The organism is Halopseudomonas sp. T1L2 (assembly GCF_055397385.1).
The window spans coordinates 1,882,047-1,902,940 of the sequence record NZ_AP040865.1 but is presented as its reverse complement, the minus strand read 5'-3'; the positions used below and the strand labels follow the sequence as shown (position 1 = coordinate 1,902,940).

19 protein-coding genes and 1 pseudogene are annotated in these 20,894 nt (G+C 56.3%); 12 read left to right on the top strand and 8 right to left on the bottom strand.

Annotated features, from left to right (window positions below; all coding sequences use genetic code 11):
• The first annotated feature begins 31 nt into the window (after positions 1-31).
• Positions 32-795 (top strand): IS5 family transposase gene (locus ACZ5WQ_RS08880; protein WP_106735623.1). Its coding sequence is split into 2 segments (ribosomal slippage): positions 32-347 and positions 347-795, totalling 765 coding nucleotides; the frame shifts between segments, so codons are not numbered across the junction.
• Here ACZ5WQ_RS08880 and ACZ5WQ_RS08875 read toward each other — a convergent pair.
• From ACZ5WQ_RS08875 to ACZ5WQ_RS08865, 3 genes are read right to left on the bottom strand one after another with little or no spacing between them, the layout of a single operon-like run.
• On the bottom strand, positions 792-2,048 hold the full coding sequence (locus ACZ5WQ_RS08875; RefSeq protein ID WP_464383599.1) for a DUF4158 domain-containing protein: 1,257 nt from the start codon (positions 2,046-2,048) through the stop codon (positions 792-794). The genes ACZ5WQ_RS08880 and ACZ5WQ_RS08875 overlap by 4 nt on opposite strands.
• A gap of 3 nt (positions 2,049-2,051) precedes the next feature.
• A complete protein-coding gene (locus ACZ5WQ_RS08870) occupies positions 2,052-2,462 on the bottom strand; it encodes a putative toxin-antitoxin system toxin component, PIN family (protein ID WP_003150546.1) in 411 nt (136 codons plus the stop codon).
• On the bottom strand, positions 2,462-2,701 hold the full coding sequence (locus ACZ5WQ_RS08865) for a ribbon-helix-helix domain-containing protein (RefSeq protein WP_003089107.1): 240 nt from the start codon (positions 2,699-2,701) through the stop codon (positions 2,462-2,464). Before ACZ5WQ_RS08865 ends, ACZ5WQ_RS08870 begins: the two co-directional genes overlap by 1 nt.
• Before the next feature lie 201 nt (positions 2,702-2,902).
• Here ACZ5WQ_RS08865 and ACZ5WQ_RS08860 point away from each other — a divergent pair, with 201 nt between their 5' ends.
• Positions 2,903-3,832 carry a recombinase family protein gene (locus ACZ5WQ_RS08860; RefSeq protein ID WP_003150544.1) on the top strand — a complete coding sequence of 310 codons (930 nt, stop codon included), beginning with the start codon at positions 2,903-2,905 and terminating at the stop codon, positions 3,830-3,832.
• Between the two features lie 42 nt (positions 3,833-3,874).
• Here ACZ5WQ_RS08860 and ACZ5WQ_RS08855 read toward each other — a convergent pair.
• Together ACZ5WQ_RS08855 and ACZ5WQ_RS08850 are read right to left on the bottom strand one after the other, a co-directional pair.
• A pseudogene (locus ACZ5WQ_RS08855) lies at positions 3,875-4,153 on the bottom strand (DEAD/DEAH box helicase family protein); the annotation flags it as partial.
• Positions 4,150-4,737 carry a hypothetical protein gene (locus ACZ5WQ_RS08850; RefSeq protein ID WP_464383598.1) on the bottom strand — a complete coding sequence of 196 codons (588 nt, stop codon included), beginning with the start codon at positions 4,735-4,737 and terminating at the stop codon, positions 4,150-4,152. The gene ACZ5WQ_RS08850 and the pseudogene ACZ5WQ_RS08855, both read right to left, overlap by 4 nt.
• Before the next feature lie 99 nt (positions 4,738-4,836).
• On the opposite strand from ACZ5WQ_RS08850, the gene ACZ5WQ_RS08845 reads away from it, so the two are divergent.
• Positions 4,837-5,064, top strand: a complete 228-nt coding sequence (locus ACZ5WQ_RS08845; RefSeq protein ID WP_464383597.1) for a helix-turn-helix domain-containing protein — start codon at positions 4,837-4,839, stop codon at positions 5,062-5,064.
• Between the two features lie 158 nt (positions 5,065-5,222).
• Here the strand turns inward: ACZ5WQ_RS08845 and ACZ5WQ_RS08840 are convergent, their stop codons facing one another.
• Positions 5,223-6,314: an IS5 family transposase gene (locus ACZ5WQ_RS08840; protein WP_464383627.1), complete on the bottom strand. Its 1,092-nt coding sequence runs from the start codon at positions 6,312-6,314 to the stop codon at positions 5,223-5,225.
• 365 nt (positions 6,315-6,679) lie between these two features.
• Between ACZ5WQ_RS08840 and ACZ5WQ_RS08835 the strand changes: the two genes are divergently transcribed.
• The 5 genes from ACZ5WQ_RS08835 to ACZ5WQ_RS08815 are packed head-to-tail and all read left to right on the top strand — an operon-like array spanning position 6,680 to position 10,664.
• Positions 6,680-7,087: a hypothetical protein gene (locus tag ACZ5WQ_RS08835; RefSeq protein WP_464383596.1), complete on the top strand. Its 408-nt coding sequence runs from the start codon at positions 6,680-6,682 to the stop codon at positions 7,085-7,087.
• Positions 7,080-7,715, top strand: coding sequence for a restriction endonuclease subunit S (locus tag ACZ5WQ_RS08830; protein WP_464383595.1), 636 nt, complete (start codon positions 7,080-7,082; stop codon positions 7,713-7,715). The genes ACZ5WQ_RS08835 and ACZ5WQ_RS08830 overlap by 8 nt, the downstream gene beginning before the upstream one ends.
• Positions 7,712-9,235, top strand: a complete 1,524-nt coding sequence (locus ACZ5WQ_RS08825; RefSeq protein WP_464383594.1) for a type I restriction-modification system subunit M — start codon at positions 7,712-7,714, stop codon at positions 9,233-9,235. Before ACZ5WQ_RS08830 ends, ACZ5WQ_RS08825 begins: the two co-directional genes overlap by 4 nt.
• Positions 9,225-10,391, top strand: coding sequence for a restriction endonuclease subunit S (locus tag ACZ5WQ_RS08820; RefSeq protein WP_464383593.1), 1,167 nt, complete (start codon positions 9,225-9,227; stop codon positions 10,389-10,391). Before ACZ5WQ_RS08825 ends, ACZ5WQ_RS08820 begins: the two co-directional genes overlap by 11 nt.
• A gap of 24 nt (positions 10,392-10,415) precedes the next feature.
• A complete protein-coding gene (locus ACZ5WQ_RS08815; protein ID WP_464383592.1) occupies positions 10,416-10,664 on the top strand; it encodes a hypothetical protein in 249 nt (82 codons plus the stop codon).
• Here ACZ5WQ_RS08815 and ACZ5WQ_RS08810 read toward each other — a convergent pair.
• On the bottom strand, positions 10,653-11,681 hold the full coding sequence (locus ACZ5WQ_RS08810; RefSeq protein ID WP_057392730.1) for an IS30-like element ISPsp4 family transposase: 1,029 nt from the start codon (positions 11,679-11,681) through the stop codon (positions 10,653-10,655). The two genes, ACZ5WQ_RS08815 and ACZ5WQ_RS08810, sit on opposite strands and share 12 nt — an antisense overlap.
• Positions 11,682-11,755: 74 nt before the next feature.
• Here ACZ5WQ_RS08810 and ACZ5WQ_RS08805 point away from each other — a divergent pair, with 74 nt between their 5' ends.
• The 3 genes from ACZ5WQ_RS08805 to ACZ5WQ_RS08795 are packed head-to-tail and all read left to right on the top strand — an operon-like array spanning position 11,756 to position 17,440.
• Positions 11,756-13,396, top strand: a complete 1,641-nt coding sequence (locus tag ACZ5WQ_RS08805) for a DUF262 domain-containing protein (protein ID WP_464383591.1) — start codon at positions 11,756-11,758, stop codon at positions 13,394-13,396.
• 1 nt (position 13,397) lies between these two features.
• A complete protein-coding gene (locus ACZ5WQ_RS08800) occupies positions 13,398-16,685 on the top strand; it encodes a type I restriction endonuclease subunit R (protein WP_464383590.1) in 3,288 nt (1,095 codons plus the stop codon).
• Positions 16,686-16,687: 2 nt separating this feature from the next.
• Positions 16,688-17,440, top strand: a complete 753-nt coding sequence (locus ACZ5WQ_RS08795; RefSeq protein ID WP_464383589.1) for a M48 family metallopeptidase — start codon at positions 16,688-16,690, stop codon at positions 17,438-17,440.
• A gap of 640 nt (positions 17,441-18,080) precedes the next feature.
• On the opposite strand, the gene gmtX is transcribed toward ACZ5WQ_RS08795, so the two are convergent.
• Complete coding sequence (gmtX, locus tag ACZ5WQ_RS08790) at positions 18,081-18,383, bottom strand: gamma-mobile-trio protein GmtX (protein WP_464383588.1); 303 nt, start codon at positions 18,381-18,383, stop codon at positions 18,081-18,083.
• On the opposite strand from gmtX, the gene hrpB reads away from it, so the two are divergent.
• Positions 18,367-20,889, top strand: coding sequence for an ATP-dependent helicase HrpB (gene hrpB, locus ACZ5WQ_RS08785; RefSeq protein WP_464383587.1), 2,523 nt, complete (start codon positions 18,367-18,369; stop codon positions 20,887-20,889). The genes gmtX and hrpB overlap by 17 nt on opposite strands.
• The last annotated feature ends 5 nt before the right edge of the window (positions 20,890-20,894 follow it).

Genomic DNA, 20,894 nt, shown 5'->3' with positions numbered 1-20,894 from the left:
TTCAAGTCTCTCCATGTGTGATACTTCGCGCATGGAAATTACCCCCGAACAATTCTCGATCATTGAGCATTGCTTCCCGCGACAGCGGGGCAACGTAAGTCTGTCCAACCTGAACGTGTTGAACGCGATCCTCTATGTCGCTGAGCATGGCTGCAAGTGGCGCGGCTTGCCGAAGCGCTTTGGCAATTGGCACACCATCTACACCCGCATGAGCCGCTGGTCGAGGTCGGGTGTGTTGGATCGGGTGTTCGCCCAGTTGCAGCAATCCCAAATTGTCCGGATCAAGATCGAGGCGGTGTCCCTGGATAGCACCAGCATCAAGGTGCATCCCGATGGCACTGGCGCTCGAAAAAAAACGGCCCTCAAGCTATTGGAAAATCCCGAGGCGGTTGGAACACCAAGATTCATCTGGTTGCCGCGAATGATCGAACAGCCATAGCGTTCTCCCTGTCACCCGGGCAGGCACACGACGCACCGGCAGGTCGCGACCTGCTTCGCAAGCTGGGCGAGCAAGGAAGACCGCTGCATCTGCTGATGGATCGCGCTTACGAGGGCAACGAAACCCGTCAGCTTGCGCTGGACCTGGGCTTTATCCCAGTGGTTCCTCCGCTGAGGACTCGCATCAATCCCTGGGAATATGACCGAGAAATCTATAAGCGCCGAAATGAGGTAGAGCGTCTGTTTCGGCGCTTGAAAGGATTTCGCAGAATTTTCTCCCGCTTTGAAAAGCTCGATGTCATGTTCATCGGCTTCGTTAATTTTGCCCTGATCGTTGACGGACTGAGGTTGTGTTAACAGGCCCTAGCCGCCACGCCCTTGCCGGCCGGGCTGAAGCCGAAGCGGATGTGCTTGAGCAGGTCGGGCAGGAAGCGGCGCACGCTGCGGTAGCGCGCTTCCAATGCAAGAAAATAGACGTCATCTACCGGGCGGATCAGCGCGTTGACCTCTTCCAGGGCCTTTTCCAGGGTGGTCCTCGGCAGGTCGTTGAACAGCCGGGCGCGCACGTTGTCATCGCTGATCGAGCTGTCCAGCACGACCTTGCACGCGGCGGCGAGCGTCGCGGCCGACCGATCCAGGTCTTTCAGGCTGCGCATGCGGGCTTTCTTGTCGGCCTTCTCCGCGTTGCTGAACAGGTCGCGCAGCAAGGCCTCCAGGACTTCCAGTGCGTCGTCGTGCGCAGTCGCCTCCAGGCAGAGTGCGAAGGCCACCAGTGTCGCCATCCGCCGCGACGCCGGCAGCCGATTAATCGCGGTGACCTTGGCCGTGTTGGCGAAGCGGGCCAGGGCGGCGATACGGCTGGGAGGGATGTGCGCCGCCGCCGGCAAGGTGATGCCGATGCCGCGCACGTCATCGAGCCGGCGCAGTGCCCGAATCAACGCGGGGCCACTGACCATGACCGGGCCGGAGCGCAATTGATCCAGCCGGGAGCTGCGGTTGCCTTCGGCCACCGTCAGCAAGTCTTGCAGTTGCAATCGCTGTTCCTCAGTCACGCTGCGGCCCAGCGTAAACCAGAGGCGTTCTTCGACCCGACTGCGCAACTGGGCGATAAAGCGCTCTAGTTGAGACACACCAGGCAGGAGGACTTTCTGTGTGAACAGCCACGAGGTGGCTCGCTCAAACAGCACTCCCGGCCGGTCGGTGCCCGTCCAGCAGAGGGCATACAGCCAGCGGCTCAAGCGAAAGCCGATGCCCGGATCGGTGAAATGACGATAGCCAAAGCGGTTCTGAATATCGGTGGCATGTATCCAGCGGCGATGATCGCTATAGCGCTGGAGGCAGTCGGGGTCTGGAATCGCCAGTTGTCGGCAAAGCACCTGCAGGACTTCCACCGGCACGGCGGCGGGCTTGTCCGGCAGAACGCCAACGAAGCGGACGGTGGTCAGCAGAACGGCATAACCCAGACGGTTATGGTTACCCCGCAGCACCTGGATGGCTTCACGGTCTTCATCGCTCAGGTGGAAGTAACGTTCCAGCTCTTCACGGCTGGGCGAATCAACATAGCGGCCAAAACCGTCGCGTTGCTCTTGAGTCAGAAAACCGACCGGCATTGATCACAGCACCTCGACGCAGAACACGGCGGGCGTGACGATCCGCGTGCGTTCGATGTGCCCGCGTTGCAGCAGGCCGGCGCGGCGATCACCGGTTACCAGGTAGTCCGCATCGCCCGCCAAGGCCATGGCCAGCAAAAACGAGTCATCCGGATCATCGGCTTCGACCTCGATGGTCAGGCGCTCCAGTACCACAGCCCGTTGCAGGTTATTGATCATGGCGCCCACCTTGGCGGGCTGTAGGATGGCCTGAAGCTTGGGATAGCGGCTGGCTCGACGAATTTCATCGAGTTGCATCCGCGAGGTCACCACCTCGAAACGCGCCGCCCGCCAGGCACGGTAGATCGCATCGGGCGCGCCATGTGGCGAGATCAGGGCGCTGAACAGGATGTTGGTATCCAACACGACCCGCATCAGCGCTTACGTGCCCAGTCGAGCGCTTCGTCAACCGCGTTGGTCAATTCTGCCTCACTCAGATGGGCGTTAGCGGCCTTGGCCTGCTCAGCGCTCAGCTCCAGGATGTGTGCCCGTACCGCTTCTTCGATGAAGCGCGACAGGTCGCCCTTACGGCCGCCGCCCTGGCTGGCCAGAAACATCCGAAGCGACTGGTCGGTGTCGGCCGAGACGGCGACATTCCAGCGAATGGTATTCATAGCGTTCTCCGCTAATAGGTGTTTGTGTGTTTATACGCCAATCACAAAGGGCGATGCAATGGTTCGACAAAACGAAGGTTTTGCCGAACTCTATCGAGGAATGGCTCGGTTCGTTAAGCTCCCCGCGCTACGGTTCAAATAACTGGTACGCTTAATCAAAGTTCAACTATTACTAACGTAGTCGAGTAAACAGTACTTTTGATGAAGATCGGTTATGCGCGAGTGAGCACTCGGGATCAGAAAGCCGACCTACAAGTCGATGCCCTGAAACAGGCCGGGTGCGAACGCATCTACCAAGACATCGCCAGCGGCGCGAAAAGCGCCCGGCCGGAGTTGGACAAACTGCTGGCCAACGTGCGGCCGGGTGATGCCGTGGTGATCTGGAAGCTGGATCGCCTTGGGCGTTCCCTCAAGCACCTGGTCGAGTTGGTCGGCGAGCTGGCAGAGCGCAAGGTCGGCTTACAGAGCCTGAATGACCCCATCGACACCACCCACGCCCAAGGCCGCCTGGTGTTCAACCTGTTCGCCTCGCTGGCGGAGTTCGAGCGCGAGCTGATCCGCGAGCGGACTCAGGCGGGTCTGTCGGCCGCACGGGCGCGTGGCCGGATCGGTGGCCGTCCCAAGGGCCTGCCAGCCAAGGCTGAGGCCACCGCCATGGCGGCCGAAACCCTCTACCGCGAAGGTCGCCTGAGCGTCAGCGCGATCGGCGAGAAGCTGCACATCTCCAAGAGCACGCTGTACAGCTACCTGCGCCACCGTGGTGTCGAGATCGGCGCGTACCAGAAGAGCGCCAGGTCACGCGACCAGCAGCCTTCGGCCGCGTCGCCGGCAGAGCCGCCCGCCGCCGAGCGGGTGGCCACCGTCACCCTGCGCCTCGCGGTGGTGAATAACAGCAAGTTCGTGCGCGGCCGGAAGCGGGCCACGGAGAACATTGAGCGCTACTGCCTGGAGCCCTATGGCATGAAGCGGCTGGATGCCGGCCACTATGAGTTGACCATTCCGTATCGGAGCGACGATGAGCTGGACAAGAGCGTGCATGACCTGCTGACCGAGATCAGCCAGGAGGCCGACATGCGCAACTGTTTTGTCGAGATGGGCGCCTGGGAAGAAGACACCGAAAAGCGTTGGTAGGGCTTACGTTGGTTTTTGGTTCCATTGCTCCCCAAACCCCTATGTGTGCGCAGCACCTACAGCACCTAGGTGACCATCTAGCCGCTTGCCTAATACCTGGGCAAAGGTAGAGCGAAAGCCTTCAACAACCTGGCACGATGGGGCAAAGCAGAGTACCAGATCAATTTTGTTTTGCTCCAACAGGCATCGGGCTAGCTCTGCCGCCATGCGAGTCTTGCCTGCGCCGGGCGTGGCTTGGCAGAAAAAATGCCGAGAAGAAGTGAATTGTCTTAGTGCTTTTTCAATGCAACGGGTTTGCCATCGGCGCAATGAAGACGTCATTGTGAGGCTTCGAGCGCTTTGAGTGTCTTCTCCACAGCACGGAGATGACCCAAGAGCCTTGAGCCACGGTCACGCGCCTCAAGATAGTCCTCTTCAACGCTACCCCTCAATTGAGGCATCTCATCCAGCAGTTGCTTATAACGCTCCGCTTCCCCCATCGCCGCGAGAAAGTCCAGCCGCACCTCCTTTAGCAAGGCCCTGACATGTTGCTCGGTACCTTGCAGCGACGTCGCCCCTGCGATGGCTTCGCTGTCCAAATGGGCCGACCCAGTTTTGGATGATGCTTTCTCGCTTCGTTCAAAGGCCCGATCAACCAACTCAAGCTTTAAGTGCTTCGGACATGGTTGCACGTGATAGATCTGGCCTCGCTTTCGCTGCTGCTCGTCCGGCACGAGCCAGCCGACGCGAATCATCCGCCTGATCTGCTCATACACAAAAAGGCGCACATCACTGAGCTTATAACACCCCTCTTCCAGCCTCGCGGCATAAGCATCTCTCAAATCACGAGTGGTGAATTGCGTGCGCCCGCTTTCTTGGAGTAGCTCGTAAAGCCGCTTATCGAGGATGAACGAAACAGATCTCATGCTAGGAACCAACGGCAAAAAAGGGATGCGGATTATAGTCCGTGGCCTATGTGTCCGCAAACACCGGATAGTCCTCCCTCAAATTGCATTGAGGCAGCTATGGAGCAACTGGCAAAAGCGCTGGGAGCACGGATCCGGACGCAGAGAATGGCTAGGCAGATTTCTCAGGATGCGCTTGCGCTCATTTGTAACATCGACCGTAGCTATATGGGTCGCATTGAGCGCGGAGAGGTGAGCATTACGGTAGAAAAGCTTTATCGGATCGCTTCCTCACTAGACTGCGAGCCAGCGTTGCTATTGCCACCGATCGCAGAACTTAACACCTAATAGCTCCAGCCCTAGCAGCCTGTTGAAATTCGCCGCGATGATTACGTCCACTGCTTCTGGCAGCAGCGGTCGCGCTCGTTTACTTCCCGTTTAGGGCGCCAATCGATGGAAATAGCCCGATTTGGCGTGCTCCAGGCGCACCTTCCCCGTCAACGCGCTCATGCCATTGAGCCTGTAGCCAGCAGCTTCGGCAGGCGCACCAGGTTGCTTGCCGCCATGGCCAGCTGGAACAGCGCGTCGACACGCTCAAGTCCGCGTTGCTTCACCTGGCGCAGGCCTGCCGCCGCCTTGAGCCAGCCGAAGTGGGTTTCGATCCAGGCGCGAATCTTCAGGCTCAGTCCATAGCCAGCATGGCGCGTGGTACGGCCGTCGATGGCGCTACGCCGGCCACTGGTGTTCTGTGCCACATGCGGTGTCACGCCGAGTGCCCGACAGGCGGCCACGAAGTCTGCCGTATCGTAGGCCTTGTCCGCAGCCAAGGTGCGGCGACGGCGACCACCCAGCTTGCTCAGCATCGCCAGCGCGGCTTCGCGTTCGCCACGGCCACCGGCCAGAGTCACATGAGCACTGCGCACCAGGCCACTGCGGTGTTCCATCAGCACATGCCCCATGTAACTCAGCTGCGCGCCGGTGTTGTGGCTCTTTCGGTACAGCCGGGCATCCGGATCGCTGGTCGAGGCGTGGGTGTCGTTGCTGCGCTTGTGCCCCTTGAAGTCCGGCGGGGCATTGCGTGGTCCGGGGCCTTGATCGTCTGGAGAGTCGTCCTTGGGCCGGAAACTCTTCTGAGAGGCCCAGGCTTGCAGCAATGTGCCGTCGACTGAGAAGTGCTCATCCGAGATCAGCCCCTGCTTCTCTGCCAGGCGCACCACCTCGCTCAGAAATTCGGTGGCCACGGCCTGGGCATTGAGACGGTCACGGTTCTTCGAGAAGACCGAGTGATCCCACACCGGATCATCGATGGCCAAGCCGACGAACCAGCGGAACAGCAGGTTGTAGCCCAGTTGCTCCATGAGCATCCGCTCGCTGCGCAGCGAGTAGAACAACTGCAGCAACTGTGCCCGCATCAGCTTCTCGGGGGCGATCGAGGCGCGACCGGTGTCGGCATACAAGGTGTCAAACAGGGCGCTCATCCGCTGCAGAGCGGTGTCTGCCAGCTTGCGGATGGCGCGCAGGGGGTGAGTCGCTGGCACGAAGTCATCGAGCTTGGCGACAGTGAACAAGGATTCCTGAGTGATATCGGCGCCACGCATGGAAATCGGGGTTCCCGGCAGATTGGAGCCGATATCGTAAACCTTACACTGCAAAGTCAGACAGACCGTAGGCGAATTTCAACAGGCTGCTAGTGGCCCGAACCTCAGAACCAAGCCCTTAAATATCTCCCCACCCCCTCGAACTACGGCACCACTGCGCAACACAGATAACCCTGAGACAGAAATACAGTAGCCTGCTAACTGCATTATTTTGTTGACGCCAACCCTGGCAGCGAGCATTATGCTCGCACCACGGAAATCGTTAGGCGCTAACTGTATTTTTTAGAAAAAAATGGGTCGGCGACAGGTGGCAGCCTGTCGCCGTATTCAAAACCAACTATGAGGCAAACCAATGGAGGCATTGAATGAATCAAGCATATCAAACAAATGAAGCACCACAAGCCAGCAGAGGCATCAACGGGGTTCTCTTAATCCAAGCCACGCGACTGATTGAGATTAGGGCGCAAGGCAAAGACCCTGCATCCAGAGCGCCGTTACGCGCGAGGAAAGAGCATCTTGCTTTTCCTGAGCCTACTGAGCATAAGACTGAGGCTACCGCTTTCCTGTGCACGGCTGAACGCATCCGGGCTCTATACAACAAGCAGGAATCCAAGAATCAGCAAAGATTGACCTGCACGGTAAAGGACTGGTTCAAGGAGACTGCCCTGAAGGTCGGGTGGAACGAAGTTGAGTTCCTGGAAAGCCTGCAGACCGGACGAATTGATGGGTGCAGGCTTAGAGCCACAAACTTCAAGGAGGCGTTCCGTGCATAAAACCAGTAGCCTACAAGCCCTCGGCGAAATAGCCGAGGTCCGCACCGGCTTTACATTCCGAGAGAAACTCGAGGAGCTTTCAACCGGTGGTAATGCTCACGTAGCCCAGATAAAGGACGTGCGTGGAGCGCTGGAGGCGACCTATACGACAGAGCTGCGAGCCCATCAGCTACCCCAGATTAATTGGCAGGGAAAAGATAAGGCTTTCGTAAACCCCGGAGCGGTACTGTTACCGTCCCGGGGCGCCAAGGGCGGCTACTTTCGTGCCTCCTGCCTAATGCAGGATCCTCAGTCAGAACTACCCGTGGTGGTTACCAGCCAATTCCTGGTTATCACACCCAAGCCAGGCATACTGCCAGAGTTTATTTGCTGGTCACTCAATCGCCCCGAGATGCAACACATGCTATCCCAAGGAGCTGGCAGTCAAGGCACAAGCCTGGTGATGCTCAATACCAAAGCGGTCAAATCACTAGAACTGACAGTGCCTGATATGACCATTCAACAGAAAATCGTGCATCTGAATGAGCTATGGGAAAAGGAGCAGCAGCTGACACAAGCCTTGCTAAGCAACCGTGAAACCATGCTACAGGGCATGTTTCAGCAACTACTTATGGAGAAAAGCTCATGAGCGACAAGATCAATCAAGATAGCATCAACAAAGCCCTCTGGGCCGCTTGCGACACCTTCCGCGGCACCATCAGCGCCGACACCTATAAAGATTTCATCCTTACCATGCTGTTCCTCAAGTACATCTCGGATGTATGGCAGGACCACTACGACGGCTACATGGCCCAGTACGGGGACGAGCCGGAGCTGCTTGAAGAAATGATGAAGAACGAGCGCTTCGTGCTACCAAAGAGCGCCTCGTTTTATGCTCTGTATGAACGACGCCACGAGCCCGGTAACGGTGAGCGTATTGATCAGGCGCTGCACGCCATCGAGGAGGCCAACGGCACCAAGCTCAAGGACGCTGGCAAAAGCGTGTTCCAGGATATTTCTTTCAATACGGACAGGCTGGGCGAAGAAAAGCAGAAGAACACCATTCTGCGCCACCTGCTGGAAGACTTTGCCAAGCCCGAACTGAACCTCAAACCCAGTCGCGTGGGCTCCCTGGACGTAATCGGCAACGCCTATGAGTACCTGATCAAGAACTTTGCTGCCAGTGGTGGACAGAAGGCTGGTGAGTTCTATACCCCGCCTGAAGTGTCCGAGCTGATTGCCGAGCTGCTTGACCCGCAACCTGGAGACAGCATCTGCGACCCGGCCTGTGGGTCGGCCTCATTGTTGATGAAATGCGGCAACAAGGTGCGCGCCCATCACAATAGCAAGAGCTACGCCCTCTATGGTCAGGAGGCCATTGGCTCCACCTGGTCACTGGCCAAGATGAACATGTTTCTGCACGGGGAAGACAACCACAAGATCGAATGGGGCGACACCATCCGCAACCCTAAGCTGCTGGATAAAAACGGTGACCTGATGCTGTTCGATATCGTCACCGCCAACCCGCCGTTCAGCCTGGACAAATGGGGGCACGACGAAGCCGAACACGACAAATTCAGCCGCTTCCGCCGCGGCGTGCCGCCGAAAACCAAAGGCGACTATGCCTTTATCCTGCACATGGTCGAAACCCTGAAACCCAAGACCGGCCGTATGGGCGTCGTGGTACCGCACGGGGTGCTGTTCCGGGGTTCAAGCGAAGGCAGGATTCGCCAGCAACTGATCGATGAAAACCTGCTGGATGCAGTGATCGGCCTGCCGGAAAAGCTGTTCTACGGCACCGGTATTCCGGCAGCGATTCTGCTGTTCAAAAAAGCCAAGAATGACGACAAGGTGTTGTTTATCGACGCCAGCCGCGACTTCAAGGCCGGCAAAAACCAGAACCTGCTGGATGAGGCCAGCATCCAGAAAATTATCGACGCCTACAAAGCCAGAACCAACGCGGATAAGTACGCCTACCTCGCCAGCCTCGATGAGATCAGGGAAAACGACTACAACCTGAATATTCCGCGCTACGTCGATACCTTTGAAGAAGAGGAAGAAATCGACCTGCTGGCCGTGCGTGCCGAGCGTGAGCAGTTAAAAGCGAAGCTTACAGAGCTGGAAACCGAGATGGCTAAGTATCTTGAGGAGCTGGGTTATGACCGGTAATTCGAGCACCTATCTAGGCGAGCTCTTTAGATCCAGCAGAAAAAAAGGTGAAGAGGGTCTTCCACTGCTGTCAGTTACTTTGAATGATGGATTGATTGTAAGAGATCTTCTTGACAGAAGAACAGAAACAAACCTGGAGGCTAACGAGCATTTGCTAGTTAAAAGCGGCGACATTGCTTACAACATGATGCGTGTTTGGCAGGGAGCCTTGGGGCGAGCAAGCGTTAATGGTTTAGTCAGTCCAGCCTATGTCGTACTTAGATCAAACTCAAAAATAGATTCGCTTTACGCCGAGTATTTGTTTAAAACTCCTCGAATGATTTACCTATTTTGGGCTTACTCGTATGGCCTGACGAAAGATCGCCTGCGTTTGTATTTTAACGATTTTGCTCGAATTCCAGTCACAATCCCCAACCTTGAAGAACAAAAGAAAATCGCTCAACTCCTCTCCACCTGGGATAAGGCCATTACCACCGCCGCACAACTGCTCGCCAACAGCAAACAGCAGAAAAAATCCCTAATGCAACAACTGCTCACCGGGAAAAAGCGGTTGTTGGATAAAAATGGAGTTAGGTTTGAGGGGAGGTGGCGGAAGTTGCCATTTTCTGATCTGGTGTCTTTGGTGAAAACCAAGTTCGATCCAAAAAGCAATGCTGACGATGTGCGCGAATGCATCGAGCTTGAGCACATAGCGCAGGAATCTTCATCTCTGATCGGCTCAACAAATACTATTGATGTATTAAGTACCAAAACAGCGTTTGAGAAAAATGATGTACTGTTTGGAAAGCTCCGACCATATTTGAGAAAGTACTGGAAAGCAGATCGGCAGGGAGTTTGTTCGACAGAAATTTGGGTGTTTAGGACAAAGGCCAAGGTTGCTGCCGACTACATATTCCAAGTGGTTCAGCTGGACTCATTTATTGAAGTAGCTAATAAGTCTTCAGGTACGCATATGCCTAGGGCCGATTGGAATGTGGTCAAAGACTTCTTAATTCCAACACCGCCACTGGAAGAACAACAAAAAATCGCTGCCTTACTTTCTGCCGCTGATCAGGAAATTATCACCCTACAGCAAAATTTGGATGCCCTGAAGCAAGAGAAAAAAGCCCTTATGCAGCAGTTGTTGACGGGTAAGCGTCGCGTTATGGTCAACTGAATTGAATTAAACAAGGAGGTTTGCATGAGCAAGCTGGAAAACAAGATCGAGGCCCGTCACCGCCATCTGTTCGATGTTCTGAATGAGCAGAAGTACACGGTCGATTACTTCCAGCGCGAATACAGCTGGGGTGAAAAGCATATCGAAGAGCTGGTTACCGATTTGACTTCGGCCTTTCTGGCGGAATACAGCCCCGGCGACAAGCGCGAACAGGGTGAGCAGTACAACAACTGGCGGTTGCAGGAGCTGAGTGCAACACGGTTATTGAATTGACGCAGGAGCATCATATTGCATAGCCAAGGCTTTCTGCATCACTTCGCTCATGACTTCGATAGGACATTTGAAATCGAAGCGCTTACGTGGACGCATGTTCAGTTGAAACGCAATGGCATCCAGTTCTTCTTGGCTATGTACCGACAAGTCAGTGCCCTTGGGCAGGTACTGGCGGATCAGGCCATTAATGTTTTCGTTGCTGCCGCGCTGCCAAGGGCTGTGCGGGTCACAGAAGTAGATCGCCACACCGGTTCTCTGGGTGATCTCGGCGTGCTGTGCCATTTCCCGGCCCTGGTCGTAGGTCATGCTCTTGCGCATCGCCAGCGGCATGTTATTGAGGGCGGCGCTGAAGCCCTCCATCGCCGAGGTCGCCGTCGCGTCGTTCATCTTCACCAGCATCAGGTAGCCACTAGTGCGCTCCACCAGCGTACCTACAGACGAGGCGTTAGCCTTACCCTTAATAAGGTCGCCTTCCCAATGCCCCGGCATCAGCCGGTCTTCAACTTCTGGCGGGCGCAAGTGAATGCTGACCATCTCTGGAATCTGCCCGCGCCGATCCACACCGCCAAGGCGTGGTCTACGTGTCGTCTTGCCTTGGCGCAAACAAAGGATCAACTCCTTGCGCAGCTCACCGACGGGCAGGGCATAGATCGCGTTGTAGATCGTCTCGCGACAGACGTAGGCATCTCTAAGACTGGGTATGTTCATACTGCGCAGCTTGCCGGCAATCTGCTCGGGAGACAAACGCTGGCGCAGCATATGGATCACCAGTTCAAAGCGCTCACTACCTGGCAGCAGCTTTCGCATGGGCCGACAAGCCTGGCGGCGGACCTTCATCCGCTGCTGAGCCACGCGGGCCGAGTAGCTGCCAGCTGCATCTCGATTGCGGCGCATCTCTCGGCTGACCGTCGAAGGGGATCGGTTGATCAAGCAGGCAATCCTGCGCAAGCTGAGGCCTTGGGCATGACTAACTTGAATGGTGGCACGCTCTTCAACGCTGAGTTCGGAATAAGACATAGGGCAGCACCGTACCGGAAAGGTCAGGTGTTGCACTCAGTTTTTGCCGCCGCCACTATTACCTTGGTCCCTTTGTGGTCAGCAGCAAGGACGGCAAGCGCAGTATTATCGACGGCCAGCAGCGCTTAACCTCGCTGACCCTGTTCCTGATCTACCTGCACAATTTGCAGAAGGAGCTGGGATACAACGAGAAAATCGAGCCGATGATTTTTTCCGAATTGCGTGGCAGCAAGTCGTTCAACATCACAGTGGATGAGCGTATCCCCTGTCTGGAAAGCCTGTTCACACAGGGCGAATACCAGCCGGATGACAACGCCACCGAGTCGACCCGCAACATGGCCGAGCGGTATCAGGACATTGTGCGGGCCTTTCCGGAAGAACTGAAAGCGGATGCCTTTCCGTTTTTTATCGACTGGCTGAAGTACAACGTGATCATGGTGGAAATCATCGCCTACTCGGATGAGAACGCCTACACGATTTTTGAAACCATGAACGACCGCGGCCTGAACCTGACCCCTTCGGAAATGCTGAAGGGCTATGTGCTTTCGCGGTTCGACGACCCTGCCAAGCGGCACACCGCCAACGAGCAGTGGAAGCGGAGCATGCTGCAGTTGAAAGCCTACGACAAGGATGAAGACCAGCGTTTCTTCCAATCGTGGTTGCGCGCCCGTCATGCCGACAGTATCCGCCCCGGTAAGGCCGGTTCCAAAAACGAGGACTTTGAAAAGATCGGCACGCGTTTTCACAGCTGGGTACGCGACAATCTGGATAAAGTCGGGCTGGATGCCACTGATGGCAACAGCTTCGAGCGATTCGTGCAGCAGGATTTGCGCTTCTACCTGAAAGCCTACCTGCGCATTCTGGATGCCGAGCGCAGCCTGACTCAGGGGCTGGAGCCGGTGTATTACATTAACCACTGGGGTATTGCACCGACGCTAAGTTATCCGCTGATGCTGGCAGCACTGAATACCGATGATGACAACAAAACCGTGACTGTCAAGATCAGCACGGTGGCTTCTTACATTGAAACCTTCGTGGTGCGCCGCTCCGTCAATTTTCGCAACTACTCTGCCAGTTCCATCCGCTACACCATGTACAGCTTGGTGAAAGAACTGCGCGGACTTGATTTACCCGCATTGCGGGTATTGCTGTCGCAGAAACTGGCGGACATGAAAGAGTCGTTTGATGGTATGGACAAGTTCCGCATGCACGGCCAGAACAAGCGTTTTGTGAAGTTTCTGCTGGCCCGCATGACGGCCTGGTGCGAGCAGCATGCGGGCATGAGCAGCAATTTTGTCACCTACTACCAACCCGTCAGTGGCAAACCCTTTGAGGTGGAACACATCTGGGCCGACAAGTTTTCCCGGCACAAGGACGAGTTTCAACAGGAGCACGAATTCCAGAACTACCGTAACCGGCTGGGTGATCTGGTGCTGCTGCCTCGCGGCACCAACCAGTCCTACGGCGACTTGTCCTATGCCGAGAAACAACCGCACTACATCAAGGAAAACCTGCTGGTGAAGTCCCTCAGCCCACTGGCCTATGAGAACAACCCGAATTTCCAGGCACTCACTCGCCAGCACAACCTACCATTTAGCGCCCATCTGCAGTTCAAAAAGCAGGATATTGAAGCTCGACAGGCGTTGTATCAGGCAATATGTGAACGCATCTGGCCTGAGCGGCTTGGATTGAGCTCGCTAACAAAAGGGATTTAATGTGAACTACAACACCCCAAAATTTCAGGAAGAATACAGTGCCAAGCTACCGGCGCTGACGTTACTGACCAACCTGGGGTGGACATTCCTGTCGCCAGAGCAGGCACTGGCAGCCCGTGACGGTAAAACCGATGGTGTAGTGCTGAGCGGCTTTCTGCGTCAGGCCCTGCAACAGCGCACCTACAGCGTGGCTGGTAAAACCTGCTCACTGTCAGACAAGGCCATCGACAACCTGATAGCAGAAGTATGCAGTCCGCCGCTCAACGAAGGACTACAGGCTGCCAATGAGCGCCTGTACAACCACATGCTCTACGGTATTTCCGTTACCGAGTTTGTGGATGGCAAAAAGGCCAACCCGACCATTGCGTTGATTGACTGGCACAACCCGGCCAACAACAGCTTTGTGTTTACCGAAGAATTCACTGTGACCCGTTCCGGTGGCGTGGAAAATCGCCGCCCGGATATCGTGTGCTTTGTGAACGGCATTCCCCTGGTCGTCATTGAGGCCAAACGCCCGGATGGGAACGCCAAGAAAGGCCCGACCATCGACGAGGGCATCTCGCAGAGCTTGCGCAACCAGCGCCATGACGAAATACCCCTGTTATTCGCCTACAGCCAGCTGCTGCTGTCTGTGAACGGAACGGCCGGGCGCTACGGCACCTGCGGCACACCGGCCAAGTTTTGGGCGACCTGGCGCGAAGAAGATATTTCTGACGCCGAAATGTATGCGATCAAGAACCGCTCGCTGAGCGAAGCCGATCTGTCCAGCCTGTTCGACTACCGCCCAGCGGCGGATCGGCGCTGGTATGACAGCCTGATCGCGGCGGGGCATCTGGCGGTCAACGGTCAGGACAGACTGCTGATCAGCCTTCTGAGCCCTACCCGCCTGCTTGAAATGATTCGGTTCTTCACCTTGTACGACAAGAAGGCCGGCAAGATTGTTGCCCGCTATCAGCAGGTATTCGGCATCAAGCGGCTGATCGAACGCATCAATACCCGTCGCCCGGATGGCGGGCGTGAGGGCGGTGTGATCTGGCACACGACGGGGTCCGGCAAGTCTTTCACCATGGTCTTTCTAAGCAAAGCGCTGATTCTTCACGACAGCCTCAAGCAGTGTCGTATTGTCGTAGTTACCGATCGAGTTGATCTGGAAAACCAGCTGAGCAAAACCTTTGCCTCTGGTGGTGAGTTGGCGGACAAGAAAGACCGCGAGGCCGCCATGGCTACGTCAGGCAAACGTCTGGCAGAGCAGATTGGCCAGGGCTCAGAACGGATAGTTTTCTCGCTCATTCAGAAGTTCAATTCAGCTACCCGGTTGCCGGAGTGCCAGAACAGCAGCAGCGACATCATTGTGCTGATCGATGAGGGCCACCGCAGCCAGGGCGGAGAAAACCATATCCGAATGAAGCAGGCCCTGCCCAATGCCTCCTTTGTCGCGTTCACTGGCACCCCCCTGCTCAAGGACGATAAAACCACCAACAAATTCGGCCCCATCGTGCACGCCTATACCATGCAGCGTGCTGTGGAAGACCGAGCGGTGACACCGCTCCTGTATGAAGAACGCATCCCCGATCTGGAAGTCAATGAGCGCGCCATCGACAGCTGGTTCGAGCGGATTACCGAAGGACTAACCGGCCAGCAGAAGGCAGATCTAAAGCGCAAGTTTGCCAAGAAAGGCGAGCTGTACGGGGTAGATGACCGCATACGTCTAATTGCGCTGGATATCGCCAACCACTTTGTTAAGAACATCGACGATGGACTGAAGGGTCAACTGGCCTGCGACAGCAAGGCGTCAGCCATCAAGTACAAAAAGTATTTGGACGAGGCCAACCTGTTTGAAGCTGCCGTAGTAATGAGCTCGCCCGATACCCGCGAGGGCAATACCGCAGTGGATGAAGCGGCTAGCCCGGAGGTATCCCAGTGGTGGAAAGCAAATGTGGGCAGCCAGGATGAGCAAAGCTATAACAAGCATTTGATTGAGCGCTTTGCCGATGCCCAAGACCCACTGAAAATTCTGATTGTGGTGGACAAACTGCTGACCGGCTTCGACGAGCCAAAGAACGCCGTGTTGTACATCGACAAGCCCCTCAAGGAACACAACCTGATTCAGGCAATTGCACGGGTCAATCGGCTTCATCCGCAGAAGAAGTTTGGTCTTCTGATCGACTACCGGGGCATTCTGGCCGAACTGGATACCACCATTCAGAAGTATCAGGATCTGGCATCCCGCACCCAGGGCGGCTACGACATCAATGACATTGCCGGCCTGTACAACCAGATGAGTACCGAGTACAAGCGGCTACCGCAACTGTACAAGCAGCTATGGGCCATTTTCGACCAAGTCAGGAACAAGAGCGACATTGAGCAGCTGCGTCAGGTTCTGGTGCCCCGCATTGAAGAGAGAGATGGGGAGCTGGTGGATGTACACCAGAAGGTGCGCGAGGACTTCTACGAAGCGCTGACGGCCTTTGCCAGCTGCCTGAAGGTGGCCTTGCAGTCTGCTACTTTCTTTGATGATAAAAGCTTCACCGATGCCGACCGTCGCCACTACAAGGAGACGGTCAAACAGCTATCCAGCCTGCGCCAACTGGTGCAACAGGATGCCGGAGAGAAAGTCGACTACGACGAGTATGCCGATCAGGTGAAGAAGCTTTTGGATAAGCATGTTGTCGGTGTTGGCGTAAAAGATCCGCAGGGTGTGTATGAGGTTGGAAAGATGGGCCAGTCGCAGAAGCCGGAAGACTGGAACGAAGACAAGACGCGCAACGAAACCGACATCATCAAGACGCGCGTCACACGCATGATTGAGCAGGAACTGCGCGATGATCCCTATGCACAGGAGTCCTTCTCTAAGCTCCTGCGCCAGGCAATTGAAGAGGCGGAGAAACTCTTCGACCATCCGCTCAAGCAGTACCTGCTGTTCCATGAGTTCGAAGAGCAGGTACGCGAGCGCCGCCTGGACGACATGCCCGACGCTATCACTGGCAACCGCCACGCACAGGCCTATTTTGGGGTATTCAAAAAGGTACTGTCTGAAGCGCTGGCCGTGATGGATCATCAGGTTCAGGACAAGTGGATAAAGCTCGCATTTGAAATTGATCAGGCAGTCGAGATTGCCGTCACCGAGAACTCCATCAATCCACAGAACATCGAAGCAGACATCCGTAAGAAGCTGCTGCCACGCATGTTCCAAGAGTGTAAAGCCATTGGCGGTGGCATGGATCAGGCGAAGAAAATTGTGGAAATGGTGGTCCAGATCACCCGTGTCGGCTTGAACGGTGTGCAGTAAGTATGAACGTCCCGATCAAACCCCAAAACCAGTCCATCAACTTTCGCTACGGGGACGAACAGCTTGTCTTCGAGCGCATCGAGCGCCCACAGGCAACCGACAGAGTATTGATCAAGGTTTACCCAGATTGTCGGATTGTGGTGTCCGCCCCGGAGGATGCCAGTAATGAGGCCGTGCTGTGCGCGGTAAAAAAACGTGGCCGCTGGATCTACCAGCAACTACGAGAGTTCCGCCAACAGCTTGAGCATATAACCCCTCGCCGCTTCGTCAGTGGCGAAACCCATTACTACCTGGGTAAACAGTACCTGCTAAAGGTCCTAGAGACTCCTAAACAGGTACAAGGCGTGAAACTGTTGCGTGGCAAGCTGGAAGTCAGTGTACGTACCCGAGAAGCAGACAACGTGCGCGACCTTCTGACGAGCTGGTACAAGGCGCGTGCCAAGGAAAACTTTGCCAGGCGGTTAGACGCCGTTCTGGAACAGGCGTTGTGGGTCACAGAAAAGCCGCCGTTAAGGATTCTGAGCATGAAGACGCAATGGGGCAGTTGCTCGCCCAATGGCCGCATCACTTTGAACCCGCATCTAATCAAAGCTCCCCGCGACTGTATTGACTACGTGATCCTGCACGAGCTTTGCCATATCGCTGAGCATAACCATGGTGAACGGTTCTATCGGTTGATGAACCAGGTGATGCCGGGTTGGGAGAAGACCAAGGAGCGGTTAGACGGAATGGCTTCCAGCATCCTGCCCAGATGAGAACTGGCGACATTGGGCAGACTTGTAATTTAAGCGGTCGTACTTACGATTCTTGCGCCTTGGTATGCCGGTTATTCATAAGCGTCCGCTGTACACACCTTTGAGCTCCAAAATTACGGACGACTGTGCCCGTCTACTTTTGATCTGAACCAGAGATGTCCGACGTCAAAATCACGACCTTGAGTTACCCGCGCGCCGAGTGCACACAACACACTCGCCTTGTCTTGACCATTATGAGGCGTTGAGTTGTTATGATCCTTGCGCCAGTTATTACAGCGGGGATCCGAGATGTCGCAAAACCAACAGTTGGATAGACGACGTTCGCAAGCAGCCCACGTCCAAGCGACAAACGACTTGTCCGGCGTTTGCATCAGCAAATACTTAGCATCAAAAATTGATGATTACGTACAAGGCCGCATATCTTCTGAGGAGCTTGTGGCTGCAGCGCGGGCGCGATACGGCGTTCCCTCTCAGAATAGTTAGCCCTTTCAATACTTTGCTCTCGACGAAGATCACCAAGTTTAAGCAAGCCAAGTGCTTGCGCCTTATAGCTTCTTGAAATTCGTCGCCCAGCTTCAATGCCCAGCAAGTGGTGAATGCCTTGAGGGTTTGTTCCGCCGTCTGCTGTCCGAAGACCAGTTCATTTTGCCTGCACAGACAGCACCTTTTCGATGGCGTCGCAGAAGCCTGGCTTATGTATGTTTCGGCCTTTAGCATCTACCAGTTCGCCAGAGCTGCCAATTGATACCCCCACAAGACTGAGTGATGTTGGATCAATCGCCGCTTTCAGCGCTGCCAGCTCCGCATCATTAAAGCGCGGCTGCGTTGAAAAGGCTTGCACCGCCGCGTTGCCCAAGATGATAGGAGCGCCGCTATGCTTGGCCTTGCGCGCTTCTTTATACTGGGCAGCTTGATTTGGAGCCAACATGATCCAGCTGCCCATCGATGCCGCAATCCCCTCACTGCGCCAGGCCCTGACCGGCCACGACTCCGTCGTATTGCAGGCGCCGCCTGGTGCCGGTAAGACCACACGCGTTCCCCTTGCACTGCTCAACGAAGGGTGGTTAGGCGGGCTGAGCATCCTGATGCTTCAGCCCCGTCGAGTAGCTGCACGGGCCGCTGCTGAACGCATGGCCGATGAGTTGGGCGAGAAGGTCGGTGAGACGGTTGGCTATCGCATCCGTCTGGAGAGTCGCGTCGGCCCGCGCACGCGGATCGAGGTGGTCACCGAAGGGATCCTTTCCCGTAGGCTCCAGGATGACCCTTCGCTGGAGGGGGTCGGTCTCGTCATCTTCGATGAGTTCCATCTTCGGAGCTTGGACTCTGATCTAGCTCTCGCCCTGTGCTTAAGTGGCCGGGAGCTTTTCCGTGACGAGCAGCCGCTCAAGCTTCTGGTGATGTCGGCCACCCTTGAAGGGGCGCGGCTTTCGAATCTCCTGGCCGACGCACCGGTCGTGACCAGTGAAGGACGCATGTTCCCCGTTGAGACGGTTTGGGGGCAACCCTACCAGGCGGGTGATTACATCGAGCCTAAGGTCATTCGAGCGTGCCTCGATGCTGTTCATGATCAGCAGGGCAGCATCTTGGTCTTCCTACCAGGTCAGGCTGAAATTCGCCGCGTGCATCAGGAGCTCAGCGAAAAGCTCGCTGGACGTGATGACCTTCTGTTGTGCGCGCTTCATGGCGAACTTGACCTGAATGCCCAGCGCGCGGCTATCGAGCCGGCGCCGACAGGTAAGCGTAAGGTTGTCCTCGCGACCAACATCGCCGAGACGAGTCTGACCATTGAGGGTGTGCGGGTGGTGATCGACTCGGGCCTTGAGCGGGTGCCACGGTTTGATCCAGTTAGCGGCATGACCCGCCTTGCGACACAGCGTATTTCGCAAGCGAGTGCTATTCAGCGTGCTGGGCGTGCTGGGCGCTTGGAGCCGGGTGTGTGTTATCGCCTTTGTTCTCAAGCCCAGCACGAGCAGGCTGCTGCTTACGGGGCGCCTGAGATCCATCAGGCCGATCTTGCTAGCCTTGCGTTGCAACTGGCTCGCTGGGGTGTTACGCCGGATCAATTGAAATGGCTCGATGTGCCGCCTGCGTCGGCCTTCGCTCAGGCGCGAGATCTGCTGGGTCGGCTCGGGGCTTTTGAGGTGAATGGTCGTTTGAGTTCTCATGGCCAGGCGATGGCAGAGGTGCCTGCACATCCCCGTATTGCTCACTTGCTGCTGCGCGGGCATGCGTTGGGGCTAGGGGCGCTCGCTTGCGATGTGGCGGCGCTGCTAGGTGAGCGTGATGTGCTGCCTGGTGGTGGGGCTGATCTGCACAGCAGGCTCGCAATACTGGAAGGGAGTCAGCGTTTGCCGCGTTATGCGCAGGGGGCGGCACAAAGAATTAAGCAGTTGGCTCGTCAGTATCGGAGTTACCAACGCGGAAGCGTTACCGAGGCTGTAGCTGATCCTGCGCATCCTCGCTGGCTTGGCTGTCTATTGGCGCTGGCTTATCCCGACCGTGTGGCTCAGCAGCGCCGTGCGGGAGGAGGAGAGTACCGGCTCGCCAATGGGCGCGCGGCCATGTTCACTGAGCCTGATGCGCTGATGAAGCGCTCCTGGTTGGTAGTGGCGGAACTGGGTAGCCGGCAGGGCCAGCGTGAAGAGCGCATCTACCTCGCGACCGACCTCGATCCTGCGTTGTTTGAAAGCGTGCTCGCAGAGCAGGTGACAGTTGTCGACGAGCTCGACTGGGATGAGCGTGCAGGGGCGTTGGTCGCTGAGCGGCAGCGCAAGTTGGGTGAGCTGGTGTTGAGTCGAGTGCCGCTGAAGGAGCTCGATGCTGATGCGCGTAGTCGCGCGCTTCTGGGGTTGGTTCGCAAGAAGGGGCTGGAGTTGCTGCCTTGGACGCCTGAGCTACGCCAGTGGCAGGCACGTGTGGCGCTTTTGCGTGATCTGGATATGGCACAGCAAGGGCAGAGCAAATGGATTGATTTGTCGGATGCAGCGTTGATGGCGACACTTGAACAGTGGCTCCTTCCCTACCTTAGTAACGTCAGCCGGCTGAGCCATTTCGGACTGTTAGACCTCGGCTCCATTCTGCGCGGTGCACTTCCCTGGCAGCTGTCGAAGGAGTTAGATGAACTGGCTCCTACGCATATTAAGGCGCCGTCAGGGTCGTCGATAAGGCTGGACTACAGCGAGTCACCGCCAGTGCTGGCTGTACGGCTCCAGGAGATGTTTGGGCTAGCGGATACGCCCCGTATTGCTGCCGGAAAGCTGCCGATCAAACTGCACCTGCTATCGCCGGCACGGCGACCGGTGCAGGTGACACAGGATCTCGCGAACTTCTGGCGCAGCACCTACCTGGAAGTGAAGAAGGATCTGAAGGGCCGATATCCGAAGCACTGGTGGCCAGATGATCCAATGGAAGCAGAGCCAACTGCAAGGGCGAAACCGAGGGGGAGTTGATCAAG